The organism is Actinomadura sp. 9N407, from assembly GCF_044326315.1.
In the GTDB taxonomy this organism is placed as follows: domain Bacteria; phylum Actinomycetota; class Actinomycetes; order Streptosporangiales; family Streptosporangiaceae; genus Spirillospora.
Genome location: NZ_JBIRAW010000004.1, coordinates 67174 through 89845 on the forward strand (window position 1 = coordinate 67174; position 22672 = coordinate 89845).

A 22672-nucleotide genomic window follows, 5' to 3' on the forward strand; every position below is an offset into this window, starting at 1 on the left:
CGCCTCGCGTCAGTCTGAGCAGAGTTGGGCGTGCAGGGTCTTGGCGGCCCACTGTTCCCAGCGTTCGGACGACCAGCCTCGCTCTCGTACGAACAGCAGGTACAGCTCGGGGCTGAGCAGGCCGTAGAGCAGGTCGGCGGCGTCCTCGGCCGAGAGCCCCGCTTGGGCACCGGGCTTGCCGATGAGTGCCTCGGCAGCCCTCTGACTGACGACGTACCGGGGGTCGATCTCCTGCGGCCATAGGGCGGCGACCTCGGGGTCGCTCGCGGACGCGGCCTCCAGCATCTTGCCGATCGGCGCGGCCCGTTCCAGGACGGATGTCGTGCCGGTGACGTAGGCGCGCAACATGTCCTGGGCCGTAGCGGTGGACAGGGCGTCGATGTACCACCGGCGGTCCATCGTGGCCACCGGCTCGTCGTCGCCGGCGATCGTGACGTCGACCAGTTCCTTGAGCAGGGTGCGCTTGTTGCCGAAGACGAAGTAGATCGTCTGCACCGCGACACCGGCCCGGTCGGCGATCTCCTGCAGGTTGGTGGCGCCGTATCCGTCCCGGACGAACAGCTGGGACGCCGCCTCCAGGATGCGCCGCCGCGTCTCCTGCGCCTTCTGCGCCCGCTTGCTCGGCCGCTTGACATCACTCATGGCTAGAGTCTATCTCTAGTGAAGTCACTAGAAGTCAACTCTAGAGAGCAGGTACAGCCATGTCACTCATCAGCGTCACCCGTTTCCAGGCCGATCCCGCCGACGCCGAGCTCGTCCGGGCCCGGCACGGCGCGCTGGTCGCCGCGATCAGGGCCGCGCGGCCCGGCCTCACCGAGGCGCGCCTCGGGCGGCTCGACGAGCGGACGTGGGTCGGTGTCTGGCGCTGGGACGACGCCGCGAGTCTGCGGGCCGCCCGCGAGGCCGCGCCGGTCACGCCTGCGGCGGCCGAGGCGTTCGCGCTGGTCAGCGAGGTCACGGCGGAGGACATCGAGGTCCTGGACGAGCTCTGACCGCCTGTCCCGGCCCCGGGGCTTCCGGGGCCGGGCCACTCCCGTTCGAGGAGATGTGTTGATCGAGATCGATGCGTTGACGAAGGTGTACGGCTCGGCGCCGGCTCCGGCGGTCGACGAGGTGTCGCTGCGTGTTCCGGCCGGATCGGTGTTCGGGTTCCTGGGGCCCAACGGCGCCGGTAAGACGACGACGATCAAGATGATGGCCGGCCTGGTCACCCCTACGTCCGGCCGGGTCAGCCTGGGCGGCTTCGACGTGGTCCGGCAGCGTTCGGACGCGATGGCGCAGTTCGGCGCAGTGCTGGAAGGGTCGCGCAACGTCTACTGGAGTCTGTCCGCCTGGCACAACGTCATGTACTTCGGGCGGCTCAAGGGGCTGCGCAAGGCGCAGGTCCGCGATCGGGCTCAAGAGCTCCTGACCGGATTGGGGCTGTGGGACCGGCGCGATGACAAGGTCGGCGGGTTCTCGCGGGGCATGCAGCAGAAGGTCGCGATCGCCGCCGCCCTGATCGCGGACCCGGCGATCGTGCTGCTGGACGAGCCGACGCTCGGCCTGGACGTGGAAGCGACCCGTACGGTCAAGGACTGGATCACCGGGCTCGCCCGCGACAAGGGCACCACCGTCCTGCTCACCACCCATCAACTGGACGTGGTCCAGGAGCTCTGCGACCGGGTGGCCGTCATCCGGCGGGGACGGCTCGTGGCCGACCTGCCCACGCGCGAACTGCTGGCGCGCTTCCGCGAACGGGACCGGTACGAGATCCGCGTCGAAGGGACCGCGCCGGCCGGGTTCGACGGCGTCACCCGGGAGGGCGTCACCACGATCAGCGTGCGGGTGAACGAACCGGACGAGGTGTACGGCGTGGTCGAGCGCCTGCGCGGCCACGGGGTCGTTCTCGAGTCGCTGACCCAGGTCCAGCCCGATCTCGAGGACGTCTTCCTCGCCCTGGTGAACGAGCCGTCCCATGCCTGACCGTCTCGTGCCTGGCCGTGTCGTGCCTGGCGGGCTTGTGCCTGACCGTGTCGTGCCTGGCCGGCTTGTGCCTGGCCGGCTTGTGCTTGACGTCCTGGGCGCGGAGATCGGTAAGGGCCTGCGGGTCCAGTTGGCCCATCCGATCGGCCACATCATCACGCTGCTGATCAGCACCGTGATGTATCTCGGCCTGCAGTTCGTCCTGGGCCAGGGGGAACTGCGCCAGGATCTGCTGCCGCAGACACTGATCGCGATCGGTGCCTACTGGTTCCTGCAGTACGCCGCGCTGGTGATGGTGGCCGACCTCATCGAGGAGAAACGTACCGGCACGTTCGCCCAGGCCCAGATGTCCCCGGCGCCGCCGTGGCTGCCGATGCTCGGCCGGCTGGTCACCGCCTCGCTGTTCGGCCTGGTGGTCGCGGCGGTCGCGGCCCTCGTCCCGATGCTGGTGGCCGGGATCACGGTCCCGCTGCGGTGGGCGGCGGTGCTGCCCGCCCTGCTGCTGGGGATCAACGTGCTGGCCTTCACCTTCCTGCTGGCCGCCTTCGCGCTGGTCTCCCCGATGATCGGCGCGTTGCAGTCGCTGTTCGCCGCGCTGGTGCTCCTCCTGAACGGCTCGTTCCTGCCGCTGGCGCTCTACCCGGAATGGCTGGCCGTGCCGGCCCGGTTCCTGCCCACCACGCTGGGCATCGAGGCGATCACGCAGACGCTGTTCGAGGGCCGGTCGCTGGGCGACATCTGGACGAGCGGCACCCTGCCCTGGCTGATCGTTCACACGCTCGCGCTCACCGCCGCCGGGGGCCTGCTGTTCGTCCGCAACCATCGCCGAGCCCTGCGGGAGCCGTCATGATGTCCACCCGCGATTCCACCGCGTTCACTCACGGTTCCGGCCCGTTCACTCGCGGTTCCGCCCCGTTCGCCCGTGGTTTCGCCGCGTTCGCACGCGGTTTCGCCGCGGAGGTCCGCAAGGGCCTGCTCGACCTGGCCGCCGGATGGCGCGAGGGCCTGATCCAGATGATCACGTTCCCGCTCTTCTACCTGCTCGTCGTGCTGTTCATGGGACGGGGGCAACTGCGCGCGGAACTCCTGCTGCCGACGCTGCTCGGAATGGTGGCGCTGACCTTCATCCACGAGCAGGTCAACCGGGTGTTCTGGGGCTACCTGGGCGACATCCAGTCCGGTGTGCTGGAGCAGACCTACCTGACCCCGCTGCCCTCGGCCGCGCGCATCCTCGGCCGCCAGGTCGCCGCCGTGATCTCGGCCCTGCCCACCGCGCTGGCCGTGCTGGCCACCGGCGCCGTCGCCATCGCCGTCCAGGGCGGGCGGCTGCCCGTGGACGCGCAGATGATCGTTCCGATGGCCGCCATCGCGGTGGGCACCTGCGGGCTGGCGCTGATCCTGTGCGGGCTGACCCTGGTGTTCAAGCGCATCGAGATCATCACGCAGCTGTCGGTGGCCGTCTACGCCATCGCCGGCGGCACCCTGATCCCGCTCACGGCCATGCCCGACCCCGTCGCGTTCCTCAGCCGGCTGGTCGTTCCGATCGCGCCCGGCCTGGAGGCCATGCGCGACATCCTGCTCGGCGGGCACTCCCTGGCCACCCTCCCGACCGGCTGGGGGCTCGGCTGGCTGCTCGTCCAGCCGCTGCTCATCGTCGCGACCGGGGTACTCCTGTTCGCCGGTCTCGAACGCCTCGCCAAACGGCGCGGTACCCTCGGCCGCTACTAAGCTGTGTTTATTAAGCCCAGGCCCACGGTCCTCGCCTGGCGGCTGTGTTTCTAAAGACCCGGCCCACGGCGACTCGCCTGGCGGCTCGCACCGTGACCGGTTCTTGTGCGAGCGCGGCATCGCTTCGCGATCTGGCCGGTGAGGCTCGCCTCCGGCATCGCCGCACCGGCCAGGTAGCGCGCTCGCGCGGCGGCTGAGGCCACTTTGAGACACGCCCTAGAACGCGCTACCAGAACGTGGGGTCGTCATGGCGATGGACATCGTGCCTCTTCGACCGGTCGGCCAGGTCGTGGGCGGTCGCGGCGAGATGTTCGAGGACGGCTGGCACGACGTCCACGCCACGATCCGGCTGGACGGCGGTTCGTTCGACGAGTCGGCGGTACTCGGCCTGGACCGCTTCTCCCATCTGGAGATCGTGTTCCTCTTCGATCGGATCGACCCGGCCGAGGTCCCCGCCGAGCCCCGTCCCCCGAGGGGGAACCCGAGCGGGGCACCCGTGGGGGTCTTCGCCCACCGCGGGCCGTACCGTCCCAACCGCCTCGGCGTCTCCCGCTGCCGCCTGCTCTCCGTGGACGGCCTGGACCTGCACGTCACCGACCTGGACGCGCTGTCCGGCTCGCCGGTCCTGGACATCAAGCCGTACCTGGCCGAATTCGCCCCGCGCCATCCGGTCACCCAGCCGGCGTGGGCCACCGACCTCATGAGCCGCTACTACTGACGCTCGTCCGGCGGCATCGCCTTCTTACGCCGGGACGTCCGATGCCAGCGCGTTGACCACCGAGAGGCTGTCCTCGTAGACGTGGTACCGGGTGATCAATCCGTTCTCGAAGGTGAGGCGAAGGGCGCACCGGGCCGTGTACTCGCGGCCGGTCGCACGGACGGTCTGGGCGATGGTCGCCAAAACGACCGCGTCCGGGCCGTCCACGAGAATCTGGTGGACCTCGGAGGCGTCCTTCTCCGGGACGTGGTGGGCACGGAGTTCGCGGAAGTGCGCGGCGGCCTCTGCACGGGTGCTGCGCGGACGGATCCACGGCACGGCGGGGTGTCCCTCGTCCGGCCAGTCCAGCCGCCAGTCGACGGTCTCCGCGAAGAGGGGCGTCAGGTCCTCTCCGGCGGCCATCGTCTGGAGGAAGTTCTGCAGGGCTTGGCGGGTATCGGTTGCGGCGATCATGGGAGCAGCGTCGCAGGTCGCAGGTAGCGGGGGCGATGACGTAGGAGGTAATGCCGCGCGAACGCCGCGCCCCGTTCAGCCGCGGCCCGTTCAGCCGAGCCTGTCCAGCCGCGGTCCGTTCAGCCGATGAGGAGGCGCCAGGTCGTGCGGATGTGCGCGCCCATGTCGATCGTACGGTCGTGCAGCCAGACGTTCTGGATGCCATCGGCGGCGGCCAGCAACGACCGTGCCGCGAAATCGGGGTCCACGTGTGCGGGGACTTCGCCGCGTGCCTGCTGGTCGCGTACGTGTTGGGCGACGACGGTACGGAACCGTTCGAAGCGGTCGCGGAAGAACGGTGCGGCCGGGTGTTCGGGGTCTCTCGTGGCCGCCAGCATCGTGAGGTAGAGCCACACACGCACCGGGTCGGCCTGGTTGCGCTCCATCGCCCTGGCGAGGAACTCGCCGGGGCCCGTGTCCGGCCGCTCGTAGTAGAGCGCCTCGAATTCCCGATCGACGGTGAACAGCACCTCGGTGAGGAGCAGGTCCCGGCTCGGGAAGTAGTGGGTGAGCCCGGCCAGGCTCAGGCCGGCCTCCTTGGCGACGGCGCGCATGGTGGTGCCGGCGTTGCCGTCCCGCTCGAACACCCGCAGGGCCGCCCGCAGGATCTCCTCGCGCTTGGCGACGCCCTTCGCGTACACCCCGGGACTCGCCATCGCCCCAGGCTAGCGAAGTCGCGGGCTCCTTGACGGTCAATACCGGTCATTGTACGGTTTGTGACGCAGGTCGCCACGGCGCCGATGGGGGTTGCGGATGAGAGCGCCGATGAGAACGGCTCTGGTGAACGGCGCGCTCCGTCTCGTCAAGGCGATGCGGCCGAGCATGGACACGTCCCAGGAGGTCGGCGCCTTCGTACGCCGCAGGACGGCCAAGCCCGCCGTCCCCACTCCCCCGTCGGGACGCGGCATGCGAGGCGTCCGGGTCACGGTCGAACGCCGGCACGGGATCGACGTGTATCGCGTACGGCCCGAAGGCCCTCCAGCGACCGGCACGCCTGCGTGCACGGCCGTGTACTTCCATGGCGGCGCCTACGTCCTGGAGATCGAGAGGCGAACCTGGCTCGCCGTCGCGCGCATGGTGCGCCGGACCGGAGCCCACTTCCTGGTGCCGATCTACACCGTCGCGCCGCACGCGACCGCGTCCACGACCGTCGCACAGGCGGCGGCGATCGTCGCTGACGCCATCGACGAGGCCGGCCCGGAACGGGTCGTCGTGATGGGCGACTCGGCGGGCGGCGGCCTCGCTCTGGCGGCCGCGCTCGAGCTGCGCGAACGAGGCGCGAAGCAGCCGTCCCGCCTGGTGCTGGTCTCCCCATGGCTGGACGCCACGATGACCCATCCGGACCAGCCCGGGATCCAGCGACGCGACCTGGTCCTGACCGTCGAGGGCCTCGCCGCGTGCGGGCGCCTGTACGCGGGTGACCTCGATGTACGCGACCGGCGCGTCAGCCCTCTTCTGGCCGACCTGACCGGATTGCCGCCCATGACCGTCATGTGCGGGACCCACGACATCCTCGTCGTCGACTCGCGGCGGCTCCGGGACAGGGCCGGTGCCGCCGGTCTCGACATCGTCTACACCGAAGAGCCGGGGATGCAGCACGTGTACTTCGCCGTCCCCCTGCTGCCACAGTCCAAGCGCGCTCGGCGCATCGTCAGGCAGGCCCTGACCCCAACAGCATCATCGGTCACCGGTGCGGGCGCCCGTGACCAGGAAAGGGCGTGATCGGCGCGATGAGCGGCAACGGACAGGACCCCACCCCGCAGGACTCGCCGGACGGCGCGCCGGAAGCATCGGCCTCTGGTACACAGCCAGCCGAGGAGATCAGCGCGGTGGTGGCGGGGCTGAGCCTGGAGGACAAGGCGTCGCTGCTCACCGGTGCCGCCTGGTTCGACACCCTCGACCTGGCGGAGGCGGGTGTTCCGGCGCTGCGGATGGCGGACGGCCCGCACGGGCTGCGGCTCTCGGCGCACGACGGCAAGGCCGATCACCTGGGGTTGTCGGACAGCCGGCCGGCGACCTGCTTCCCGCCCGCCGTGGCGCTGGCCTCCAGCTGGGACGCCTCGCTCGCCGGCCGCGTGGGCGCGGCGCTCGCGCGGGAATGCCTGAGCGCGGGAGTGGGAGTGCTGCTGGGGCCCGGGATCAACATTAAGCGCAGCCCGCTCTGCGGCCGGAACTTCGAGTACTTCTCCGAGGACCCGGTCCTGACCGGTGTCCTGGGCGCGGCCTGGGTCGACGGTCTCCAGGAACGAGGGGTGGGCGCCTCGCTGAAGCACTTCGCGGTCAACAGCCAGGAGACCGAGCGGATGACGGTCAGCGCCGACGTCGACACCCGTACCCTGCACGAGATCTACCTGCGGGCCTTCCGGCACATCGTCACGCGGTCCCGGCCGTGGACGGTGATGTGCTCGTACAACCGGATCAACGGCGTACACGCCTCGCAGGATCCGTGGCTGCTGACCGAGCTGCTGCGCGAGCAGTGGGGGTTCGACGGCCTGGTCGTGTCCGACTGGGGCGCGGTCCTGGACCGGGTCCGTGCGCTGGCCGCCGGACTGGACCTGGAGATGCCCGACAATCCGGCCTCGGCACCGCTGGTCGTGGACGCCGTGAACCAAGGCCTGCTCGACCCGGACGTTCTGGACACCGGCGTGGCCCGGCTCGCGAGCCTGTCCCGGCGGGCCGCCGCCGTCGCCGAGACCGCACGCGAGCAGAGCATCGAGTTCGACACGGACGCCCACCACGCCCTCGCCCGCGAGGTCGCCGCTCGCAGCATCGTCCTGCTCAAGAACGACGGCGCGGTGCTGCCGCTGGACCCGGACGCCGCCCAGACGATCGCCGTCATCGGGGAGTTCGCCCGTACGCCCCGCTACCAGGGCGGCGGCAGCTCCCATGTCACCCCGACGCGGCTGGACAACGCACTGGACGCCATCCGGGACGGCGCGCCCGGCGCCGATGTCGTCTTCGCACCCGGCTTCGGGCTGAACGATTCGGAAGGCCCCGAAGCGCAGGCCGCACTGACCTCCGAGGCCGTCGCCGCGGCCGAGAACGCCGATGTCGCCGTGCTGTTCCTCGGCCTGCCCGAGAGCTACGAATCCGAAGGCTACGACCGGAAGCACCTGGAACTGCCCGCCGTCCAGACCGACCTGCTGGACGCCGTACTGGCCGCCAACCGCGAGACCGTCGTGGTGCTGTCCAACGGCGGCGTCGTACGGGTATCGGGATGGGCCGATCGCGTACGCGCGGTGCTGGAGACCTGGCTGCTCGGCCAGGCGGGCGGCCCGGCGATCGCCGACGTGCTGTTCGGAACGGTCAACCCCTCCGGCCGTCTCACCGAGACCATCCCCGTCGCGCTGGCCGACACCCCCGCCTACCTGGACTTCCCCGGCGAGTTCGGGCGCGTCGCGTACGGCGAGGGCATCCATGTCGGCTACCGCTACTTCGACGCTCGGGGCCTGGCGGTGTCGTTCCCGTTCGGGCACGGCCTGTCGTACACCACGTTCGCCTACGACGACCTGCGCGTCACGACCGTCGACGGCCGGGACATCGAGGTGAGCGTGCGCGTCACCAACACCGGGCGCCGTTCCGGGCGTGAGGTCGTCCAGGTGTACGTGGCCGCTCCCGGCTCGAAGGTGCGGCGTCCGATTCGGGAGCTCAAGGGCTTCGCCGTCACCGCCGAGCTCGAGCCGGGGCAGGCCCGCGACGTCACCGTCCGCATCGATCACGACGCCCTGGCGTACTACGACCCGGCCGCCGCCCGATGGCAGGTGGAGGGTCTGGAGTACGTCGTCGAGGTCGGCGCCTCCAGCCGTGACATCCGCCTGTCCGTACCGGTCACGCTGGCCGGTGACGAAATCGCGGCGGCGCTGAGCGGCGAGTCCACGCTGCGGGAATGGCTCGACCACCCCGTCGGCGGGCCGCTGGTGACCGCCCTGCTGAACCGGATCGCCGAGCGGATGGACGGTGAGCTGGACGTCCAGGACGAGGGGCTCCAGCAGATGATCGCCGGACTGCGGCTGTCGCAGTTCGTCCAGTTCTCCACGGTTCCCGTGACCGCCGACGACGTGGCCGAGCTCGTCGCCGCCGCCGGCGGACCGGCATGACGCCCACCACCCCGGCCGCCACCGCCGACATCGACCCCGTACGGTCCCGGACGGGACTGACGCGGCTCGGCTCCGGCCTGTTCCTCGGCGCGCTGGCCTGGGCGGTCCCGCTGCTGTGCTTCGGGATGGTGCTGCTCCCCGCCAAGCTCGCCGACCTGGCACCGGACGACAAGGTGTCCCTGGTCGCGCTGTTCACGATCGCGTCCTCGATCGTCTCCCTGGTCACCAACATCGTGTTCGGCACCCTGTCCGACATGACCCGCAGCCGGTTCGGGCGCCGCAACCCCTGGGTCGTGTCCGGTGCCCTGGCCGCGAGCGTGATCATCGTCTTCATGTCGGTCACCCAGTCGATCGCCTGGCTGCTGGTGGGGTACTGCTGCCTGGCGGCGGCCATGAACGCCGTCATCGCCGTCCTCGTCGCGATGATCCCGGACCGCGTGCCGACCGAGCGGAGGGGCTCGGTCTCGGCGGCCAGCGGCGTCGGCGTGCTGATCGGCGGCACCATCGGCGCCCTGGTCGGCGCGATGTTCGTCGACGACCCCGACCTGGGCATGGCCGTCCTGGCGCCGTGGCCCTGCCTGATGGCCCTGGCCTGCGTCGCCCTGACGGCCGACTTCTCCAACCGGCACGTCCCGCGCGTACCGTTCAGCCGGGCCCAGCTGCTGGCCGCGGTGTCCTTCCCGCGCAGGGCCCCCGACTTCTACTGGGCGTTCGCCGGCCGCTTCCTGATCATCCTGGGCTACTACGTCGTCTCGGCCTACCAGCTCTACATCCTGACCGACTACATCGGCCTCAGCGATGCCGAGTCCGCGGCCGTCATCACCTCGGCCGCCGTGATCAACCTGATCACCGCGGTGATCGGCAGCGCGGTCTTCGGCCCGCTGTCGGACCGCCTCGGGCGCCGCAAGGTCCCCGTCATCGTGGCCTCCGGCCTGATCGGCCTGGGCGTGCTCGTACCGGCGCTCTCGCCGTCCTCCTGGACGATCCTGGTCTTCGCCGGCATCGCGGGCCTCGGCCTGGGCGCGTTCTTCGCCGTCGACGCCGCCCTGATCACCGAGGTCCTGCCCACCCAGCACTCGCGCGCCAAGGACCTGGGCATCCTCAACATGGCCACCACGGGCGGGCAGATGATCGCCCCCGGCGTCGGCTCCCTGGTCGTCGGCGCCGGCCTCGGCTTCGCCCCCGTCTTCCTGATCGCGTTCGCCATCTGCATGCTCGGCGGCCTGGCCATCCTCCCCATCAAGTCCGTACGCTGACCCGTCCCGTGTGACCTGCGGGGTCAGGGAGCGAAGGCGCGGCGGACGGCGGTGGCGAGGCTGGTACGGCGGCGGTCGTGGTCGGCGCCGGGGTCGGCCTCCGTCGCGGCGTAGGTGAGGCTGCTCGGTGCCCAGGTCATGGCCATGGAGATCACCAGAGAGTGCACATCCGCCGGTGGCAGAGCGGGATCGATGTGCCCTTCGTCCTGGGCTCGGACGATGGCCTCGAGCTTGGGGATCTCGTCGGCCTCGGTGAACAGATGGCCGGCGGAGGAGCGCTCCAGGCGCGCCCAGGTGGCCAGGCGCACGAGCCGCGGACGCGCGAGATAGGCGTCGTAGAGGCGGACGGCGTAGCCGGGTAGATCGTCAGGGGTCAGCGGCGCGGCGTCCAGGATTCCCGCGACCTGGTCGGCCAGGACGGCGTCGAACAGGTCCTCCTTGCTGCCGTAGTAGGCGTACATCTGCGCCTTGCTCACCTTCGCTTCGGCCGAGACGCGGTCGACGCGCGCGCCGGCGATGCCGTGCGCGGCGAACTCGACGGCGGCCGCGTCCAGGAGCCGCCGCCTGCTGGCCTGCCCTCTGCCGGCCTGTCCCCTGCTGGCCTGTCCCCTGCCGGCCTGTCCCCTGCCGACCTTCCCTGTGTCCATGGGCACATCCTAAACGAACTGGTTCGTTTGCATAAGACCGGCCCACGGGGTTACGGTCGAGCGACTAGAACGAACCAGTTCGTTTCGATAGGAGCCACTCATGACCGTCCCCCTCACGCTGGACGCCTCCGCGCGCCCGGCCCCCGCGTTCCTCGACGGCCCGGCCAAGAAGCTGCTGATCGACGGCGCGTGGACCGCACCGCGGTCGGCCGCCACGTTCGAGACCTTCGACCCCGCCACCGGACGGGCCCTTGCCTCCATCGCGTCCGCCGGACCCGAAGATGTGGACCTGGCGGTGGCCGCCGCCCGGCGCGCCTTCGAGGCACCGTCGTGGGCCGACATCACCCCGTACCAGCGCGGCAAGGTGCTGCTGCAGATCGCGGACGTGATCGAGGCGCACGCCGAGGAACTGGCCGTGCTGGACTCGCTCGACATGGGCGGGCCGCTGTGGATGACCCGCTGGCTGATCGACCACTCGGTGGAGGTCTTCCGGCACTACGCGGGCTGGCCGACGAAGATCTACGGGCAGACCGCGCCGTCCGACCCGGCGGTCTTCAACTACACCCTGCGCCAGCCGCTCGGCGTCGTGGGAGCCATCACCGCCTGGAACGGCCCCGTCCTGCAACTCGCGTGGAAGCTGGGCCCGGCCCTGGCGACCGGCAACACCGTGGTCGCCAAGCCCGCGGCCTGGTCACCGCTGTCCGCGCTGCGGATCGGCGAGCTGCTGCTGACCACCGACCTGCCGCCCGGCGTGGTCAACATCGTGACCGGCGACGGCGCCGTGACGGGCGAGGCCCTGACCAACCACCCGGACGTCGACAAGATCTCCTTCACCGGTTCGCTGGCCGTGGGCAAGCGCATCCTGGAGGTCTCCAGCAGGGACCTCAAGCGGGTGACCCTGGAACTGGGCGGCAAGTCGCCGACGATCGTCTTCGACGACGCCGACCTGGAGGCCGCGGCCAAGGGCGCCGTCGCCGGATTCGCCCAGGGCAGCGGCGAGGGCTGCGTCGCCGGAACCCGGATCTTCGTCCAGGAGTCCGTTCGCGAGCGGTTCCGGGAACTCCTGCTCCAGGAGATGCACGCGTACACCCTCGGCGACCCGTTCCATCCCGGCACCCGGATGGGGCCGCTGGCCTCACCCGAGCACTTCGCGCGGGTGGCGTCCTACCTGGACGTGGCCCGCGAGGAGGGCGGCACCCTGGAGACGGCCGGCGAACTCGGCCACGGCCTGTACATGCCGCCCACGCTGATCGAGAACGTCGGCGCCGATGCCCGGGTCGTACGGGAAGAGATCTTCGGCCCGGTCGCGTCCCTGATGACGTTCACCGACACCGGCGACGCCATCGCCCAGGGGAACGACACCATCTACGGTCTGTCCGCCTCGGTCTGGACCACGAATCTCGAACGCGCCCACCGCACCGCCACCGGCCTGCGCGCCGGAACCGTGTGGATCAACGCCTACGCCGACATGAGCGCCGGCACCGTGCCGTTCGGTGGCTTCAAGCAGTCAGGCCTCGGCCGCGAGCACGGCATCGAGGTCCTGGACGCCTACACCGAGACCAAGACCGTCATGGTCCACCTCTGACAGAACGCCTCCCACGAAACACCCCACGGTTCGGGGCCGACCTCCGGCCCCGGACCGGTCAGGAGACATCCATGCAGGACGCCATCCGGCAAGCGCTGGCGCTCACCCGTTCCTCCAGCGCACGCGAACGTACCGTCGACATCACCACGACCGGCCGCCGTTCGGGCCGCCCCCGCAGGATCGAGATCTGGTTCTACCGCGCCGGAGGGGCGATCTACCTCAGCGGCCTCCCCGGCGAGCGAAGCTGGTACGCGAACCTGCGAGCCCGGCCCGCCTTCACCCTCCACCTGAAACACGGCGTCCGCGCGGACCTGCCCGCCACCGCCCGCTTCGTCACCGATCCCGCCGATCGCCACCGCATCCTCAGTGAGATCGTGGACGACCTCAACCAGCCCCACGATCCCGCCCGCATCGTCCAGCCGACCCGCCTGGCGGACTGGGAGAACGGCAGCCCCCTGGTCGAGATCGTCCTCGACGACCGCCCCTCGCCGGATCTCCGGCCAAGCGAGAGGTCGTCCCGATCAGAGGACACAAGGACCAGCGCTTGAAGAGACCCTTCGCCGATTACGGCAGCGGTGGCAACGGGATCTCTCGCAACGGCTGCCCGCCGTCGATGAACAGCCGGCCGTCGGGGGCCATCGCGGCGGCGATGCGTTCCAGCGCGCGTCGTCCCACGTCCGGATGGCGGCCGTCGAGCGCGCCGACCCGTACCGCGAAGGCGATGTCGAAAGGAGCCTCACCCGGCTCCAGCGCGAAATCCTCCGCCGCGACCTGACGGACGCTCATCCGGCCTGCCGCGATCTCCTGCGCCGCGTTCGCCCTCGCTTGAGAGATGGCCGTGGCGGAACGGTCGATGGCGAGAACGTGTCCCGAGGCCAGCTGTGCCGCCACGGCGCGAGCGGCGGCACCTGGCCCGCACCCGATCTCCAGGACGCGCGCCTGCGGCGTGAGGGGCAGCGCGTCAACGATCCGAGCAAGGCGAGGCGAGAGCTTTCCCGGCATGAGAGGAGCCTACGACTCGTACCACGAGAACCAGCCGATGTGTCGTGTACAGGATGGCGCACGGGCCCAGCCCCTGCGTGCCGACGGATGTTCCGAGCAGCACGCAGGGGCGAGCGGTCAGCCGTCCTGCGCCCGCAGGTCTGCGGCAGGTGCGGGCAGGCGCCAGGCCACCAGTGCGCCGACGATGAGCCCCACACCGGCCAGCGAGGCGGCGACCAGGAACGGATCGGCCGAATGCAGAGCGGGCGCGAAGCCGATCCCGACGCAGACCGCGACGCCGCTGGAGCCGCCGAGCTGGTCGGCCGCGCGCTGCACACCGGACGCGGTCCCGGCGTCGTCATCGGTCACCCCGCCGACGGCGACGTACTGCAGCCCCACGATGCCGAAGCCCATACCGGCCGCGATCAGCAGCATCGCCGGAACCATCGCCACCGCACCCGCGTCCAGGAGAGCCGCCGACGCGATCACGGCCATCGCCGCCGCAGTGAACCCGATACCCGCCAGCACGCACGCACGCGTTCCCCACCTGGAGAGCAACCGCGGCACGAGCATGGAGGAGGCGATCAGCGCGACCGCCAACGGCAGCATCGTCACCCCGGCGCCCAGAGGTCCCATGCCCAAGCGGTCCTGCAGGTAGAACGTGAACAGCAGGAACGATGTGGACAGCGCCCCACTGAGCAGCATCGTGGTCAGGTTCGCCGCCACCCGGGTGCGGTTGGCGAAGAAACCCAACGGCAGCAGCGGGTCGCGCGAGCGCACCTCCACCCGTACGAACCCGATCCCTGCCAGCACCGCTCCGGCCAGTGCCACCGGAGCGACCCAGACGGGCGTACCCGGCTCGCCCGCCTCGACCACCCCGAAGGTGAACAGCAACGGGCAGGCGGTCAGCAGCAGAGCCCCCGGAACGTCCAGCGGTACGGAACCGCGCCCCACGAGCCGGTCGCGCTCGACCAGGAAGAGGGCCGCTACCAGGACGACCAGGATGAAGGGCACCGAGATCAGGAAGACCCACCGCCACCCCAGGTGAGCGGTGATGACCCCGGACAGGACGAATCCGAGCACGAGGCCGCAGCTGGCGACCGCGGCCCACACGCTCAGCGCCCGCGACCTGCGCGGCCCCTCGGGGAACATCAGCACGATGGTGGCCATCGCGGCCGGCAGGGCGATCGCTTCACCGGCGCCCTGCAGCAGGCGGGCGGCCACCAGCAGCGCGAAGGACGGGGCCAGTCCCGCCAGCAATGACGCGGCCCCGAACAGGGCCGTGCCCGCCAGCAGCATGCGGCGGCGGCCCAGCAGGTCGCCCAGGCGCCCGCCGAGCATCAGCAGCCCGCCACCGGTGATGGTGTAGCCGACCACGACCCAGGTCAGGGAGTGGCCGTCGACACCGAGGTCGGTACCGATCGAGGGCAGGGCGATGTTGACCACGGTCACGTCGACCGCGATGAAGAACTGCAGCATCGACAACGCGCACAGCACCAGCCACGCCCGTACGGAGGACGTGGTGTGCCCGCGTGAAGCAAGGAGAAAGGAGAACATCCGGTGCTCCGTCGCTCAGAAGTTTCCGAGCAGCACAAAAGTGCCGCTCCGGTCTGATCACGAAGCGGCTGGACGTCTCATAGAGAGGCTGTGCCGACGTCCCGCCGCTAGCGGAACGTCCTGGTCACTGCGGCGCAAGCGGCCGCGGAAGCTGCAGACATGCCACGAACTCTACCGGCATGACGGAATGGCGGCATGACGGTATGGCTGCATGACGGTACGGCCGGCCGGCGAGCCGGGCCATCGTGCGTTCGACGGTCCAGCGGTGGCGTCCTAAGTTAGCGGCGCGAGCGGATCGGCGGGATGCCCTCCACGAGGGAATCAGAGCCTGACCGTCGTGCAGATCGGCCCCGGGAATACCGACGGAGATGGGCAGTCGCTCCGGACGGGCCGAACGACGCGGAAGGCAACTGCTGCCAGGTGCAACCCGATGTAGCCACGAACACGATTGCGGCCAGCACCTCTCGGTCGCCGTGCCGAAGTCGGCCACCCCCTGAGGCCGGGTCGGCGCCTCTGGCACCACTCGCTGGAACAACTCCCACAACTCGGCCGGCCACCAGCCGGTGACGGCCGACCAGCACCTCGCGGAAACGCGACTACCAGTGAGCAGCTCCGCTCCCTAGGCCGCGCCCGCACCCGCTCACCCGGCCGGACTCCGGGCTGCCGGCGCTTGCGATGGTGCGATCTGTATCGGACCTCGAGCCCGGGCTGCTCGGGAACGCCGCATCAGTCGTGCCGATTTCCGGCCGATCAGAAGGACGCCACCGAGGACGAGCCTCCGTCGCCGTGCGGACGATCCGCCTCAGACGGTGTCGATCTGCAGGAACTCCCGGAACTCCGCCGTGCCGACCTGATCGTTCAGCGCGGCGTTCCACCGCGCGATGTCGTCACCCGAGACGTCGGCGTCAAGTGGCAGGAAGACCCGGACGGCGTTCGGCCACTGCTCGAAGAACCCACGGGCGACCGAGTCCGTCAACGCCTGTGAGATCGAGTCCCACACCGTCCTCCGGAATTCGCGAAGGCCTGGCACTGCGACGGGGTCGGCGCTCGAACCGGTGAAGCGTTGCTCCGCCCGTTCTGCCTCGGCGCGGATCGGCACCAGCGGGTCGTCGATCCCCTCAACCCCGCCGAGGTCCAGATCCCACTCGCCGAGATGCCATTTCACGTCGATGACGAACCCCGGGTCCTCGGCGATCATCTCGTCGAAATGTTGCCGCGAGTGTGCGAAGGCGACGATCGACGTGGCGGCGGCGTCGGTCGCGATGCCGACGCCGACCACGTCGTCCGCCGGCAACTGTCCTGCCACCGCCTGGACGGCCCGTTCGAGCGCCGATCCGAGGCGATCGGACCAATCGCGTGCCCACGCGCGGAGCTGAAGATCCATGGCTCCCTTGTCGACTCTCTCTGATCGGATGTCGCCGACGCCGACGACCATGAACCCGGCAGGGTCCCAACGAAGCCACCGAGCGGGCCCGGTGCCTACCAGCCAAATGAGATGACTTCTTAGGAGACGCGCGCCCGGAGCAGGCAGAATTCGTTGCCTTCCGGGTCGGCGAGGACATGCCAGGATTCCTGACCGCTCTGGCCGACGTCGGCGACCTGCGCTCCCGCGGCAAGGAGTCGTTCGAGTTCGGCCGCCTGGTCGCGGTCGGTGCCGTTGACATCGAAGTGCAGGCGCAACTTGCCGTTCTTGGGCTCGTCGGTCCGGCTCAACACCAGAGTCGGCTGAAGGCCGCCGAACCCCTCCGGAGGGCCGATCTCGATATCGCCGTCCTCTCGTTCCAGCACCACATATCCCAGAACCTCGCACCAGAATTCGGCGAGTCGCTCCGGCTCACGGCAGTCCAACACGAGCTCAGTGATACGGCAGGCCATGACCGCACCCTACCGAGCCGCCCCGCACCGCGCGCTCGGCCGGCCACCGGCCTCGTCACCCGCCCAGCCGGCATTCTCACTCCGGTGGGTGACCGGATCCCCCGTACAGGCGATCACCAGCCCTCGCAGGTCCACGAGGTGAACGGCGTGACGATCAAGCTGATCCACGCGGCACCGTCCACCAGCGACGCCCAACACCCCGTCCCGCGCTGGGCACTGCGAACCGCCTATGCGATCCCGCTGCTCCTGCTGCCCTCATGCCTGTGGCGGCCGCCGTTCGCCTTCCACTTCAAGATGGGCCAGATCCACGACGCCGACGCGACCATGGGGCCCCTGTGGTTGAGCATTCCGTAGGTCTTCGGACTCAGCGTGCTCACGGAAGTGGCCGCATTACTGTGCCTCGGCCTGGTGCGCGGGTGGGGTGAGATCGTCCCTCCCCGGGTCCCGATCATCGGAGGCAAGCGCATCCGGCCCGCCGCAGTGATCGTCCCGGCGGCGCTCGGTGGGCTGGTCATGACCGCCGTCTCCGTCATGATGGCGCTCACCTGGACCGGCGCCACCGACGGCATCGCCTACGAGAACCCCTGGTGGGAGATGCTGGCGAAAGTCTGCATCAGCCCGATCAGCCTGTGGGGCCCGATGACACTGGCACTGACCTACGCCTACTACGCACGCCGCTGCCGCCCCCTCAACACCGCGTGACGCACTGCTCCAACAGCCCCAGCCGACCGGCGCTTCTGTTGACTCGTGGCGTGTTCGCCTTGTGGGACGCCAGATGAGGCGAACACGCCACGAGTCAACATGCTGCGGGGCTGTTGGGGGCTTCGTCGGGGAGGCTGGTGAGGAAGTGCCAGGCGGGTGATTCGGTCCAGGCGCCGGGGTCGGCGACGGCCAGGCAGTCGATCAGCTCTTCGGCCGATGATGCCGAGATGAGGATGCGGCCGGTGGCGCGCCAGAGGCGGTGCCGGTCGATGGTGATGTCCCAGCCGGGGAACAGTTCCCGGAGGAAGAGCAGGAGGATGTCATCCCTCATGGGGGACGGCCTCCAGTTCCGCGTACACGATCTTGCCGCCTTCGGTCAGGGGCCGGGTACCCCAGCGGGTGACCAGCTGCTCCAGGAGCAGCAGGCCACGGCCTGACTCGGAGGCGTAGTTCTCGGGCCGCAGGACCGGGAGTGTCTCGCTTCGGTCCCAGGTCTCGATCACCGCGCATCCCTCGTCACGGCGGTACGCGCGGACGACGACGAGATCGTTCTCGCGGGACCCGTGCTTGATCGCATTGGTCGCCAGTTCGCTGACCACGATCCGCGCCGCGAAGTCCTCCAGACCCCACGTTCCGAAGACCAGCTTGATGAAGTCCCGCGCTTCCTTGATCGATTCCAGCCGCGCCTTGATCACCAACGTCGCCGGATCACCCATTGAGGGACCGCCCTCCCAGAAAGGTAGTTACTTACGGCAAAGGCTCCCTCACTTGGCGTAGCATTCAAGGGCAAGCTCTCCGACACACACGGAGCACTTAACAGTGCTTCAAGGGCACTTAACACCTGCTGGAGCCCTCCTCATGGCAGCACGCAAGCCGTCACATGAGCTGAAGTCGTTCGGCGCGGAGGTCGCTCGGCTGCGCGAAGAAGCGGGAATCACCCGCGCCGATCTGTCCAGGATGGTGGCGGTCAGCCGGTCATATATCTCGCAGGTCGAGTCCGGTAACACTCGCTGTCGGCTGGACTTCGCGGAGCGAGTCGATAATGCTCTCGGCACCGGTACCGCCATCACTGATGCCTGGCAAAAGCTCCTCCGGTCCTGCGGCTATCCGAAGTTCTTCGCAGACTTCCCTATGGCCGAGGCGTCGGCCGAGTTCCTGCGGGCCTACGAGAACACCCTCGTCTACGGACTCCTCCAGATCGAGGACTATGCCCGCGCTCTCCTGATCGACGATGCGACCGTGGCCGCTCGGATGCGCCGACAAATCATCTTGACCGGCGACACCCCACCTATGCTGTGCGTCGTACTGGACGAGAGTGTCCTGTATCGGCTGGTCGGCAGCCCGGACATCATGCGGCGGCAGTGCGAGTACCTGCTGGAGGTGTCCGAGTGTGGGCATGTGAAGCTGCAGATCGCTCCCATCGCCTACTACTGGGGTGTGCATGCGCCGTTCACACTGGCAACGCAGCAGAACGGCGACGAACTCGTGTACTTCGCTACGACGAACGGTGGCCATAGTTCAAACGAAGCAGCGGATACGCTGTATGCCAGCAAGTCTTTCGCCACCCTTCAAGCACACGCCCTTTCCGTGAGAGAATCACGGGACCTTATCCGGAAGATTGTGAGTGAACGATGGAGCTGACCTGGCGGAAGTCCAGTCACAGTGACAACCTTGGCGGAAACTGCATTGAGGTGGCGCGATCGTCTCGCGACGTCGCCGTACGGGACTCAAAGGATCCAGAGGGGCCGCGGCTTCTGCTTGGTCGGGCTGCGTTTCGGGTGCTGGTGGCTCGGCTTAAGGGGTAGAGACTCCCCCGTTCCGGGTCAGAGCCCTGCCTTCGATGGGCGGGGCTCTGTGCGTTCAGTTGACCGTGTGGTGGATCCAGACGTTGGGTTCCTCGTAGTGGCCCTCGTCGTGGGCCACTTCTACCGGGCATAGGGCGTCCGGTACGACATAGCTGCCAGGAGCCGGCATCTCTACGCCCGTCCACTGGTGCCACTCGGCCGGGGACCCCGTGATGGTCATCGAACGGGGGCAGACGCCGAGGATCTTGCCGCCGAGCTTCAGGTGGACGCGGAGCCAGGGGTCGAACGGGGCATCGTCCGGCCGGGTCCAGGTGATGTACTCCTCCATCGGGATCAACGGATAACGCGCCTTGAGGGTGGGGCGCACGGGGGCGTAGAGGGCGGTCAGGCCGTAGCGGGCCGCAGTCTCGCGCAGGGCTTCGACCATGACTCGGCTCAGGCCTGTGCCCAGGTGGTCGGGGGCCACGACGATCCAGAGGGCCGAGGCGACGTTGGGGTCGCGGCCGGCGGTGCGGTCGTCGAAGGCGCGGCGGAGGGCGAAGTCCCAGCCTTCGGCGGGCAGGTCGCCACCGGGCCAGTGGAACGGGACGGACGCCGCTGCGGCGATGACGCGGTCCTCGTCGAGCAGGGCGAGCTGGTAATCCGGGAAGTCGGTGGCCAGGAACGGGGTCAGTTCGGCGTTGACGGGGTCGTGGTAGATGAACTCCGGCCATGGGGCGATGTCCAGGTCGAGGCCGGGACGGTCGGCGAGGGTGACGACGTTCATGTGTCCTCGTGGAGCAGCAGGAGCGTGTACGCGGCGAGGGTGGAGTCGTCGGTGATGGCGCCGGAACGGACGAGGGCCTTGAACTCGTCCCGGGTGAGGAAGGCCTGGCGCATGTCCTGTTCCTCGAGTTCGCGGGCGGTCTCGCCGGGTTCGAGGTCGGTGGCCAGGAAGACGTGGAAGCCCTGGGAGCTGGTGCCGTGGGCACAGTTCAGGTAGCCGAGCGGGGTCAGGGTGCCGGTGCGGAAGCCGGTCTCCTCGGCGAGTTCGTGCCTGGCCAGGTCCTCGGGGGCGCCGGTACGGCCGTCGGGGTACGACCCTTGCGGGAAGTTCCACGCACGGCGGCCGATCGGGTAGCGGTACTCCTCGACCATGTGGAAGCCGCCGTTCTCGGCGGGGATGACGAGGGCGAAGTCGCTCTTCTCGACGACGCCGTAGATGCCGCGCGAGCCGTCGAGCAGCTCGATCTCGTCCTCGCGTACGGTCATCCAGCGGTTCTCGTAGACCACGCGCGAGGACAGTGTGCGGATCGCGGGCTCCATCGGCGCCTCCGTGCTCATCGGGTCTCCGTGCTCATCGAGTCTCCGTACGCGGCGGGTCCCCGTGCGCGCCGGGTCTCTTCGGGATCTTCCCCATTGTGGCGGGGAGGCCGACACGCGCAGCGAAATGATGTTTTAATCCACGGCTATGTGGTCCTCGTCACAAAAGTCGTGGATGCAGTGGTACGAGCCAGGGGTCCCCCCGGGTCTGGAGGTACCGGACGTACCCGTCACCCGTTTTCTGGACGACGCCGCCGAGCGCCACCCGCGCCGGCCCGCCGTGCACTTCTTCGGCCGGACGATCCGCTACGGGGCGCTGAAGGAGGCCGTGGACCGGTTCGCGGCGGGGCTGCACCGGCTCGGGATCCAGCCGGGCGACCGGGTCGCGCTGATCATGCCGAACTGCCCGCAGCAGGTCATCGCGTTCTTCGCGATCCTGCGCCGGGGGGCGATCGCCGTACCGCACAACCCGCTCTACACCACGGAGGAGTTGCGGCAGCAGCTCCATGACTGCGGTGCCCGCGCGGCCGTCGTCCTCGATCTGTCGTACGCGGCGATACGGGACGTTCCGCTGGAGCACGTCATCGTCGCCTCGCTGGTCGACTACCTGCCCTGGTACACGAAGGCGGTGCTGCGGCTGCCGGTGGTGGAGGCGCAGCGGCGCCGGGAGGAGCTGACCGCCGAGGTCCCCGGCGGACCCGGGATCGTGCGGTGGGACGAGATGTGCAAGCCGTCGCACCGGCACGTCCGCCAGTACCGTCTGGAGCCCGCCAAGCATCTGGCCGTCATCGGTTACACCGGCGGTACGGAGGGGCGGCCCAAGGGGGCGATGCTGACGCACCGCAACCTGGTCGCCAACGCCTGCCAGCAGCACGCCTGGGACACCCAGGGCCGTGAGGGCACCGACGTGACGCTGGGAGTGCTGCCGCTGTTCCACTCGTTCGGCCTGATCAGCTGCCTGGTGGCGCCGGTGATGACGGCGGGCGCGGTGGTGCTGCTGCCGCGGTTCGACTGCGCCCAGATGATCAAGGCGATGCGGCGGAACCGTCCCACGATCTTCCCGGGCGTGCCGACGCTGTACGACCAGGTGCTGGCCCATCCGCGACTGCGGCGGTCGGACCTGCGCAAGCTGCGGATCATCATCTCGGGGGCGTCCGCGCTCGATCGGAAGACGATCGACCTGATCGAGTCGACGTGCGGCGGCGCGCTGATCCAGTGCTACGGGCTGACCGAGGCGTCGCCCGCGGTGACCGCCAACCCGATCGGCCCGCGCGCGCGCAACCTGACGGTCGGCGTGCCGCTGCCCGGCACCGACGCGGTGATCGTGGATCCGGAGGAGCCGACCAGGGCGCTGCCGCCCGGCTGGACGGGGGAACTGGTCGTACGGGGCCCGCAGGTCTTCGCCGGCTACTGGAACGCCCCGCTGGCCACGGCCGAGGTCCTGTCCAAGGGCTGGCTCCGTACGGGTGACATCGGGGTGATGGACGACGACGGGTTCATCACCGTTCTGGAGCGCCGGCGCGACGTGGTCAAGGTGAGCGGTTTCAGCGTCTTCCCGACGGAGGTGGAGGACGTGCTGCGCCGCCATCCGGCCGTGCTCGACTGCGCGGTCACCGGCGAGCCGGACGAGCGGCGCGGCGAGCGCGTGGTCGCGCATGTGGTCGAGCACCCGGCGTATCCGTTCTCGGCGGACGAGCTGCGCCGCCATTGCGAGCGCTCGCTGACGCATTACAAGGTCCCGGCCGAGTTCCGTCCCCGGCTGGAACTGCCCCGCAACCTGCTGGGCAAGGTCGTGCGCCGCCAGCTGCGGGACTCGGCGAGCGAGAGACGCGTCCGGGACCCGTTGCGTTGACCCGGTGACCGCATGCGGTTGGAACGCTGGCCACGTACGGTCTGATCATCCCGATGACGGCGGAAATGGTTCATCGTCCCGGGAAGGGCAGCAGATCGGCTGACTCTCTC

General features: G+C 69.6%; 27 protein-coding genes and 1 pseudogene. 15 read left to right on the top strand and 13 right to left on the bottom strand.

The genetic code is table 11. The features are described 5' to 3' along the window. Positions 1-9 precede the first annotated feature (9 nt). Positions 10-642 (bottom strand): TetR/AcrR family transcriptional regulator, encoded by a 633-nt coding sequence (locus ACH34Q_RS07985; RefSeq protein ID WP_395982133.1) that lies wholly within the window; start codon positions 640-642, stop codon positions 10-12. A 59-nt stretch (positions 643-701) separates the two neighbouring features. Between ACH34Q_RS07985 and ACH34Q_RS07990 the strand changes: the two genes are divergently transcribed. The 5 genes from ACH34Q_RS07990 to ACH34Q_RS08010 all read left to right on the top strand — a co-directional run bounded on the left by ACH34Q_RS07990 (position 702) and on the right by ACH34Q_RS08010 (position 4411). Continuing rightward, a complete protein-coding gene (locus ACH34Q_RS07990; protein WP_395982134.1) occupies positions 702-992 on the top strand; it encodes an antibiotic biosynthesis monooxygenase in 291 nt (96 codons plus the stop codon). Between the two features lie 58 nt (positions 993-1050). Then, positions 1051-1965: an ABC transporter ATP-binding protein gene (locus tag ACH34Q_RS07995; protein ID WP_395982135.1), complete on the top strand. Its 915-nt coding sequence runs from the start codon at positions 1051-1053 to the stop codon at positions 1963-1965. A gap of 82 nt (positions 1966-2047) precedes the next feature. Then, the gene (locus ACH34Q_RS08000; protein ID WP_395982136.1) at positions 2048-2815 is read left to right on the top strand and encodes an ABC transporter permease; all 768 of its coding nucleotides are present in this window, start codon (positions 2048-2050) and stop codon (positions 2813-2815) included. Beyond that, positions 2812-3693, top strand: coding sequence for an ABC transporter permease (locus ACH34Q_RS08005; RefSeq protein ID WP_395982137.1), 882 nt, complete (start codon positions 2812-2814; stop codon positions 3691-3693). Before ACH34Q_RS08000 ends, ACH34Q_RS08005 begins: the two co-directional genes overlap by 4 nt. A gap of 247 nt (positions 3694-3940) precedes the next feature. Next, positions 3941-4411: an SAM-dependent methyltransferase gene (locus tag ACH34Q_RS08010; RefSeq protein WP_395982138.1), complete on the top strand. Its 471-nt coding sequence runs from the start codon at positions 3941-3943 to the stop codon at positions 4409-4411. A gap of 24 nt (positions 4412-4435) precedes the next feature. Here the strand turns inward: ACH34Q_RS08010 and ACH34Q_RS08015 are convergent, their stop codons facing one another. Both ACH34Q_RS08015 and ACH34Q_RS08020 read right to left on the bottom strand, forming a co-directional pair. Then, positions 4436-4864 (bottom strand): nuclear transport factor 2 family protein, encoded by a 429-nt coding sequence (locus ACH34Q_RS08015; RefSeq protein ID WP_395982139.1) that lies wholly within the window; start codon positions 4862-4864, stop codon positions 4436-4438. Positions 4865-4983: 119 nt separating this feature from the next. Further along, the gene (locus ACH34Q_RS08020; RefSeq protein ID WP_395982140.1) at positions 4984-5559 is read right to left on the bottom strand and encodes a TetR/AcrR family transcriptional regulator; all 576 of its coding nucleotides are present in this window, start codon (positions 5557-5559) and stop codon (positions 4984-4986) included. A gap of 109 nt (positions 5560-5668) precedes the next feature. Here ACH34Q_RS08020 and ACH34Q_RS08025 point away from each other — a divergent pair, with 109 nt between their 5' ends. From ACH34Q_RS08025 to ACH34Q_RS08035, 3 genes are read left to right on the top strand one after another with little or no spacing between them, the layout of a single operon-like run. Next, positions 5669-6625 carry an alpha/beta hydrolase fold domain-containing protein gene (locus ACH34Q_RS08025; RefSeq protein ID WP_395982141.1) on the top strand — a complete coding sequence of 319 codons (957 nt, stop codon included), beginning with the start codon at positions 5669-5671 and terminating at the stop codon, positions 6623-6625. After that, a complete protein-coding gene (locus tag ACH34Q_RS08030; protein ID WP_395982142.1) occupies positions 6622-9000 on the top strand; it encodes a glycoside hydrolase family 3 C-terminal domain-containing protein in 2379 nt (792 codons plus the stop codon). The genes ACH34Q_RS08025 and ACH34Q_RS08030 overlap by 4 nt, the downstream gene beginning before the upstream one ends. Further along, a complete protein-coding gene (locus ACH34Q_RS08035) occupies positions 8997-10256 on the top strand; it encodes an MFS transporter (RefSeq protein ID WP_395982143.1) in 1260 nt (419 codons plus the stop codon). Before ACH34Q_RS08030 ends, ACH34Q_RS08035 begins: the two co-directional genes overlap by 4 nt. A 23-nt stretch (positions 10257-10279) precedes the next feature. Here ACH34Q_RS08035 and ACH34Q_RS08040 read toward each other — a convergent pair whose 3' ends face one another. Then, positions 10280-10903 carry a TetR family transcriptional regulator gene (locus ACH34Q_RS08040; protein WP_395982144.1) on the bottom strand — a complete coding sequence of 208 codons (624 nt, stop codon included), beginning with the start codon at positions 10901-10903 and terminating at the stop codon, positions 10280-10282. A gap of 100 nt (positions 10904-11003) precedes the next feature. On the opposite strand from ACH34Q_RS08040, the gene ACH34Q_RS08045 reads away from it, so the two are divergent. Both ACH34Q_RS08045 and ACH34Q_RS08050 read left to right on the top strand, forming a co-directional pair. Continuing rightward, positions 11004-12488 (top strand): aldehyde dehydrogenase family protein, encoded by a 1485-nt coding sequence (locus tag ACH34Q_RS08045; protein WP_395982145.1) that lies wholly within the window; start codon positions 11004-11006, stop codon positions 12486-12488. 71 nt (positions 12489-12559) lie between these two features. Next, on the top strand, positions 12560-13036 hold the full coding sequence (locus tag ACH34Q_RS08050; protein ID WP_395982146.1) for a nitroreductase/quinone reductase family protein: 477 nt from the start codon (positions 12560-12562) through the stop codon (positions 13034-13036). A 16-nt stretch (positions 13037-13052) separates the two neighbouring features. Here the strand turns inward: ACH34Q_RS08050 and ACH34Q_RS08055 are convergent, their stop codons facing one another. The 5 genes and pseudogenes from ACH34Q_RS08055 to ACH34Q_RS08075 all read right to left on the bottom strand — a co-directional run bounded on the left by ACH34Q_RS08055 (position 13053) and on the right by ACH34Q_RS08075 (position 16901). Further along, positions 13053-13490, bottom strand: a complete 438-nt coding sequence (locus tag ACH34Q_RS08055; protein ID WP_395982147.1) for an SAM-dependent methyltransferase — start codon at positions 13488-13490, stop codon at positions 13053-13055. 117 nt (positions 13491-13607) lie between these two features. Then, positions 13608-15026 carry an MFS transporter gene (locus ACH34Q_RS08060; protein ID WP_395982148.1) on the bottom strand — a complete coding sequence of 473 codons (1419 nt, stop codon included), beginning with the start codon at positions 15024-15026 and terminating at the stop codon, positions 13608-13610. A gap of 335 nt (positions 15027-15361) precedes the next feature. Continuing rightward, a pseudogene (locus ACH34Q_RS08065) lies at positions 15362-15636 on the bottom strand (transposase); the annotation flags it as partial. 192 nt (positions 15637-15828) lie between these two features. Continuing rightward, complete coding sequence (locus ACH34Q_RS08070; protein ID WP_395982149.1) at positions 15829-16461, bottom strand: hypothetical protein; 633 nt, start codon at positions 16459-16461, stop codon at positions 15829-15831. Positions 16462-16529: 68 nt separating this feature from the next. Then, positions 16530-16901 (bottom strand): VOC family protein, encoded by a 372-nt coding sequence (locus ACH34Q_RS08075; protein WP_395982150.1) that lies wholly within the window; start codon positions 16899-16901, stop codon positions 16530-16532. 84 nt (positions 16902-16985) lie between these two features. On the opposite strand from ACH34Q_RS08075, the gene ACH34Q_RS08080 reads away from it, so the two are divergent. Further along, the gene (locus ACH34Q_RS08080; RefSeq protein WP_395982151.1) at positions 16986-17255 is read left to right on the top strand and encodes a hypothetical protein; all 270 of its coding nucleotides are present in this window, start codon (positions 16986-16988) and stop codon (positions 17253-17255) included. A gap of 54 nt (positions 17256-17309) precedes the next feature. Next, positions 17310-17603: a hypothetical protein gene (locus ACH34Q_RS08085; RefSeq protein WP_395982152.1), complete on the top strand. Its 294-nt coding sequence runs from the start codon at positions 17310-17312 to the stop codon at positions 17601-17603. 94 nt (positions 17604-17697) lie between these two features. Here ACH34Q_RS08085 and ACH34Q_RS08090 read toward each other — a convergent pair whose 3' ends face one another. Next, on the bottom strand, positions 17698-17934 hold the full coding sequence (locus ACH34Q_RS08090; RefSeq protein ID WP_395982153.1) for a hypothetical protein: 237 nt from the start codon (positions 17932-17934) through the stop codon (positions 17698-17700). Further along, positions 17924-18319: an ATP-binding protein gene (locus ACH34Q_RS08095; protein ID WP_395982154.1), complete on the bottom strand. Its 396-nt coding sequence runs from the start codon at positions 18317-18319 to the stop codon at positions 17924-17926. The genes ACH34Q_RS08090 and ACH34Q_RS08095 overlap by 11 nt, the downstream gene beginning before the upstream one ends. Before the next feature lie 142 nt (positions 18320-18461). Between ACH34Q_RS08095 and ACH34Q_RS08100 the strand changes: the two genes are divergently transcribed. Together ACH34Q_RS08100 and ACH34Q_RS08105 are read left to right on the top strand one after the other, a co-directional pair. Beyond that, positions 18462-19244, top strand: coding sequence for a helix-turn-helix domain-containing protein (locus ACH34Q_RS08100; protein ID WP_395982155.1), 783 nt, complete (start codon positions 18462-18464; stop codon positions 19242-19244). Continuing rightward, positions 19235-19408: a DUF397 domain-containing protein gene (locus ACH34Q_RS08105; RefSeq protein ID WP_395982156.1), complete on the top strand. Its 174-nt coding sequence runs from the start codon at positions 19235-19237 to the stop codon at positions 19406-19408. The genes ACH34Q_RS08100 and ACH34Q_RS08105 overlap by 10 nt, the downstream gene beginning before the upstream one ends. A 55-nt stretch (positions 19409-19463) precedes the next feature. Here ACH34Q_RS08105 and ACH34Q_RS08110 read toward each other — a convergent pair whose 3' ends face one another. Next, complete coding sequence (locus tag ACH34Q_RS08110) at positions 19464-20174, bottom strand: GNAT family N-acetyltransferase (RefSeq protein ID WP_395982157.1); 711 nt, start codon at positions 20172-20174, stop codon at positions 19464-19466. Then, the gene (locus tag ACH34Q_RS08115; RefSeq protein WP_395982158.1) at positions 20171-20731 is read right to left on the bottom strand and encodes an NUDIX domain-containing protein; all 561 of its coding nucleotides are present in this window, start codon (positions 20729-20731) and stop codon (positions 20171-20173) included. The genes ACH34Q_RS08110 and ACH34Q_RS08115 overlap by 4 nt, the downstream gene beginning before the upstream one ends. A 154-nt stretch (positions 20732-20885) precedes the next feature. On the opposite strand from ACH34Q_RS08115, the gene ACH34Q_RS08120 reads away from it, so the two are divergent. Beyond that, positions 20886-22562, top strand: coding sequence for an AMP-binding protein (locus ACH34Q_RS08120; RefSeq protein WP_395982159.1), 1677 nt, complete (start codon positions 20886-20888; stop codon positions 22560-22562). Positions 22563-22672: the final 110 nt, after the last annotated feature.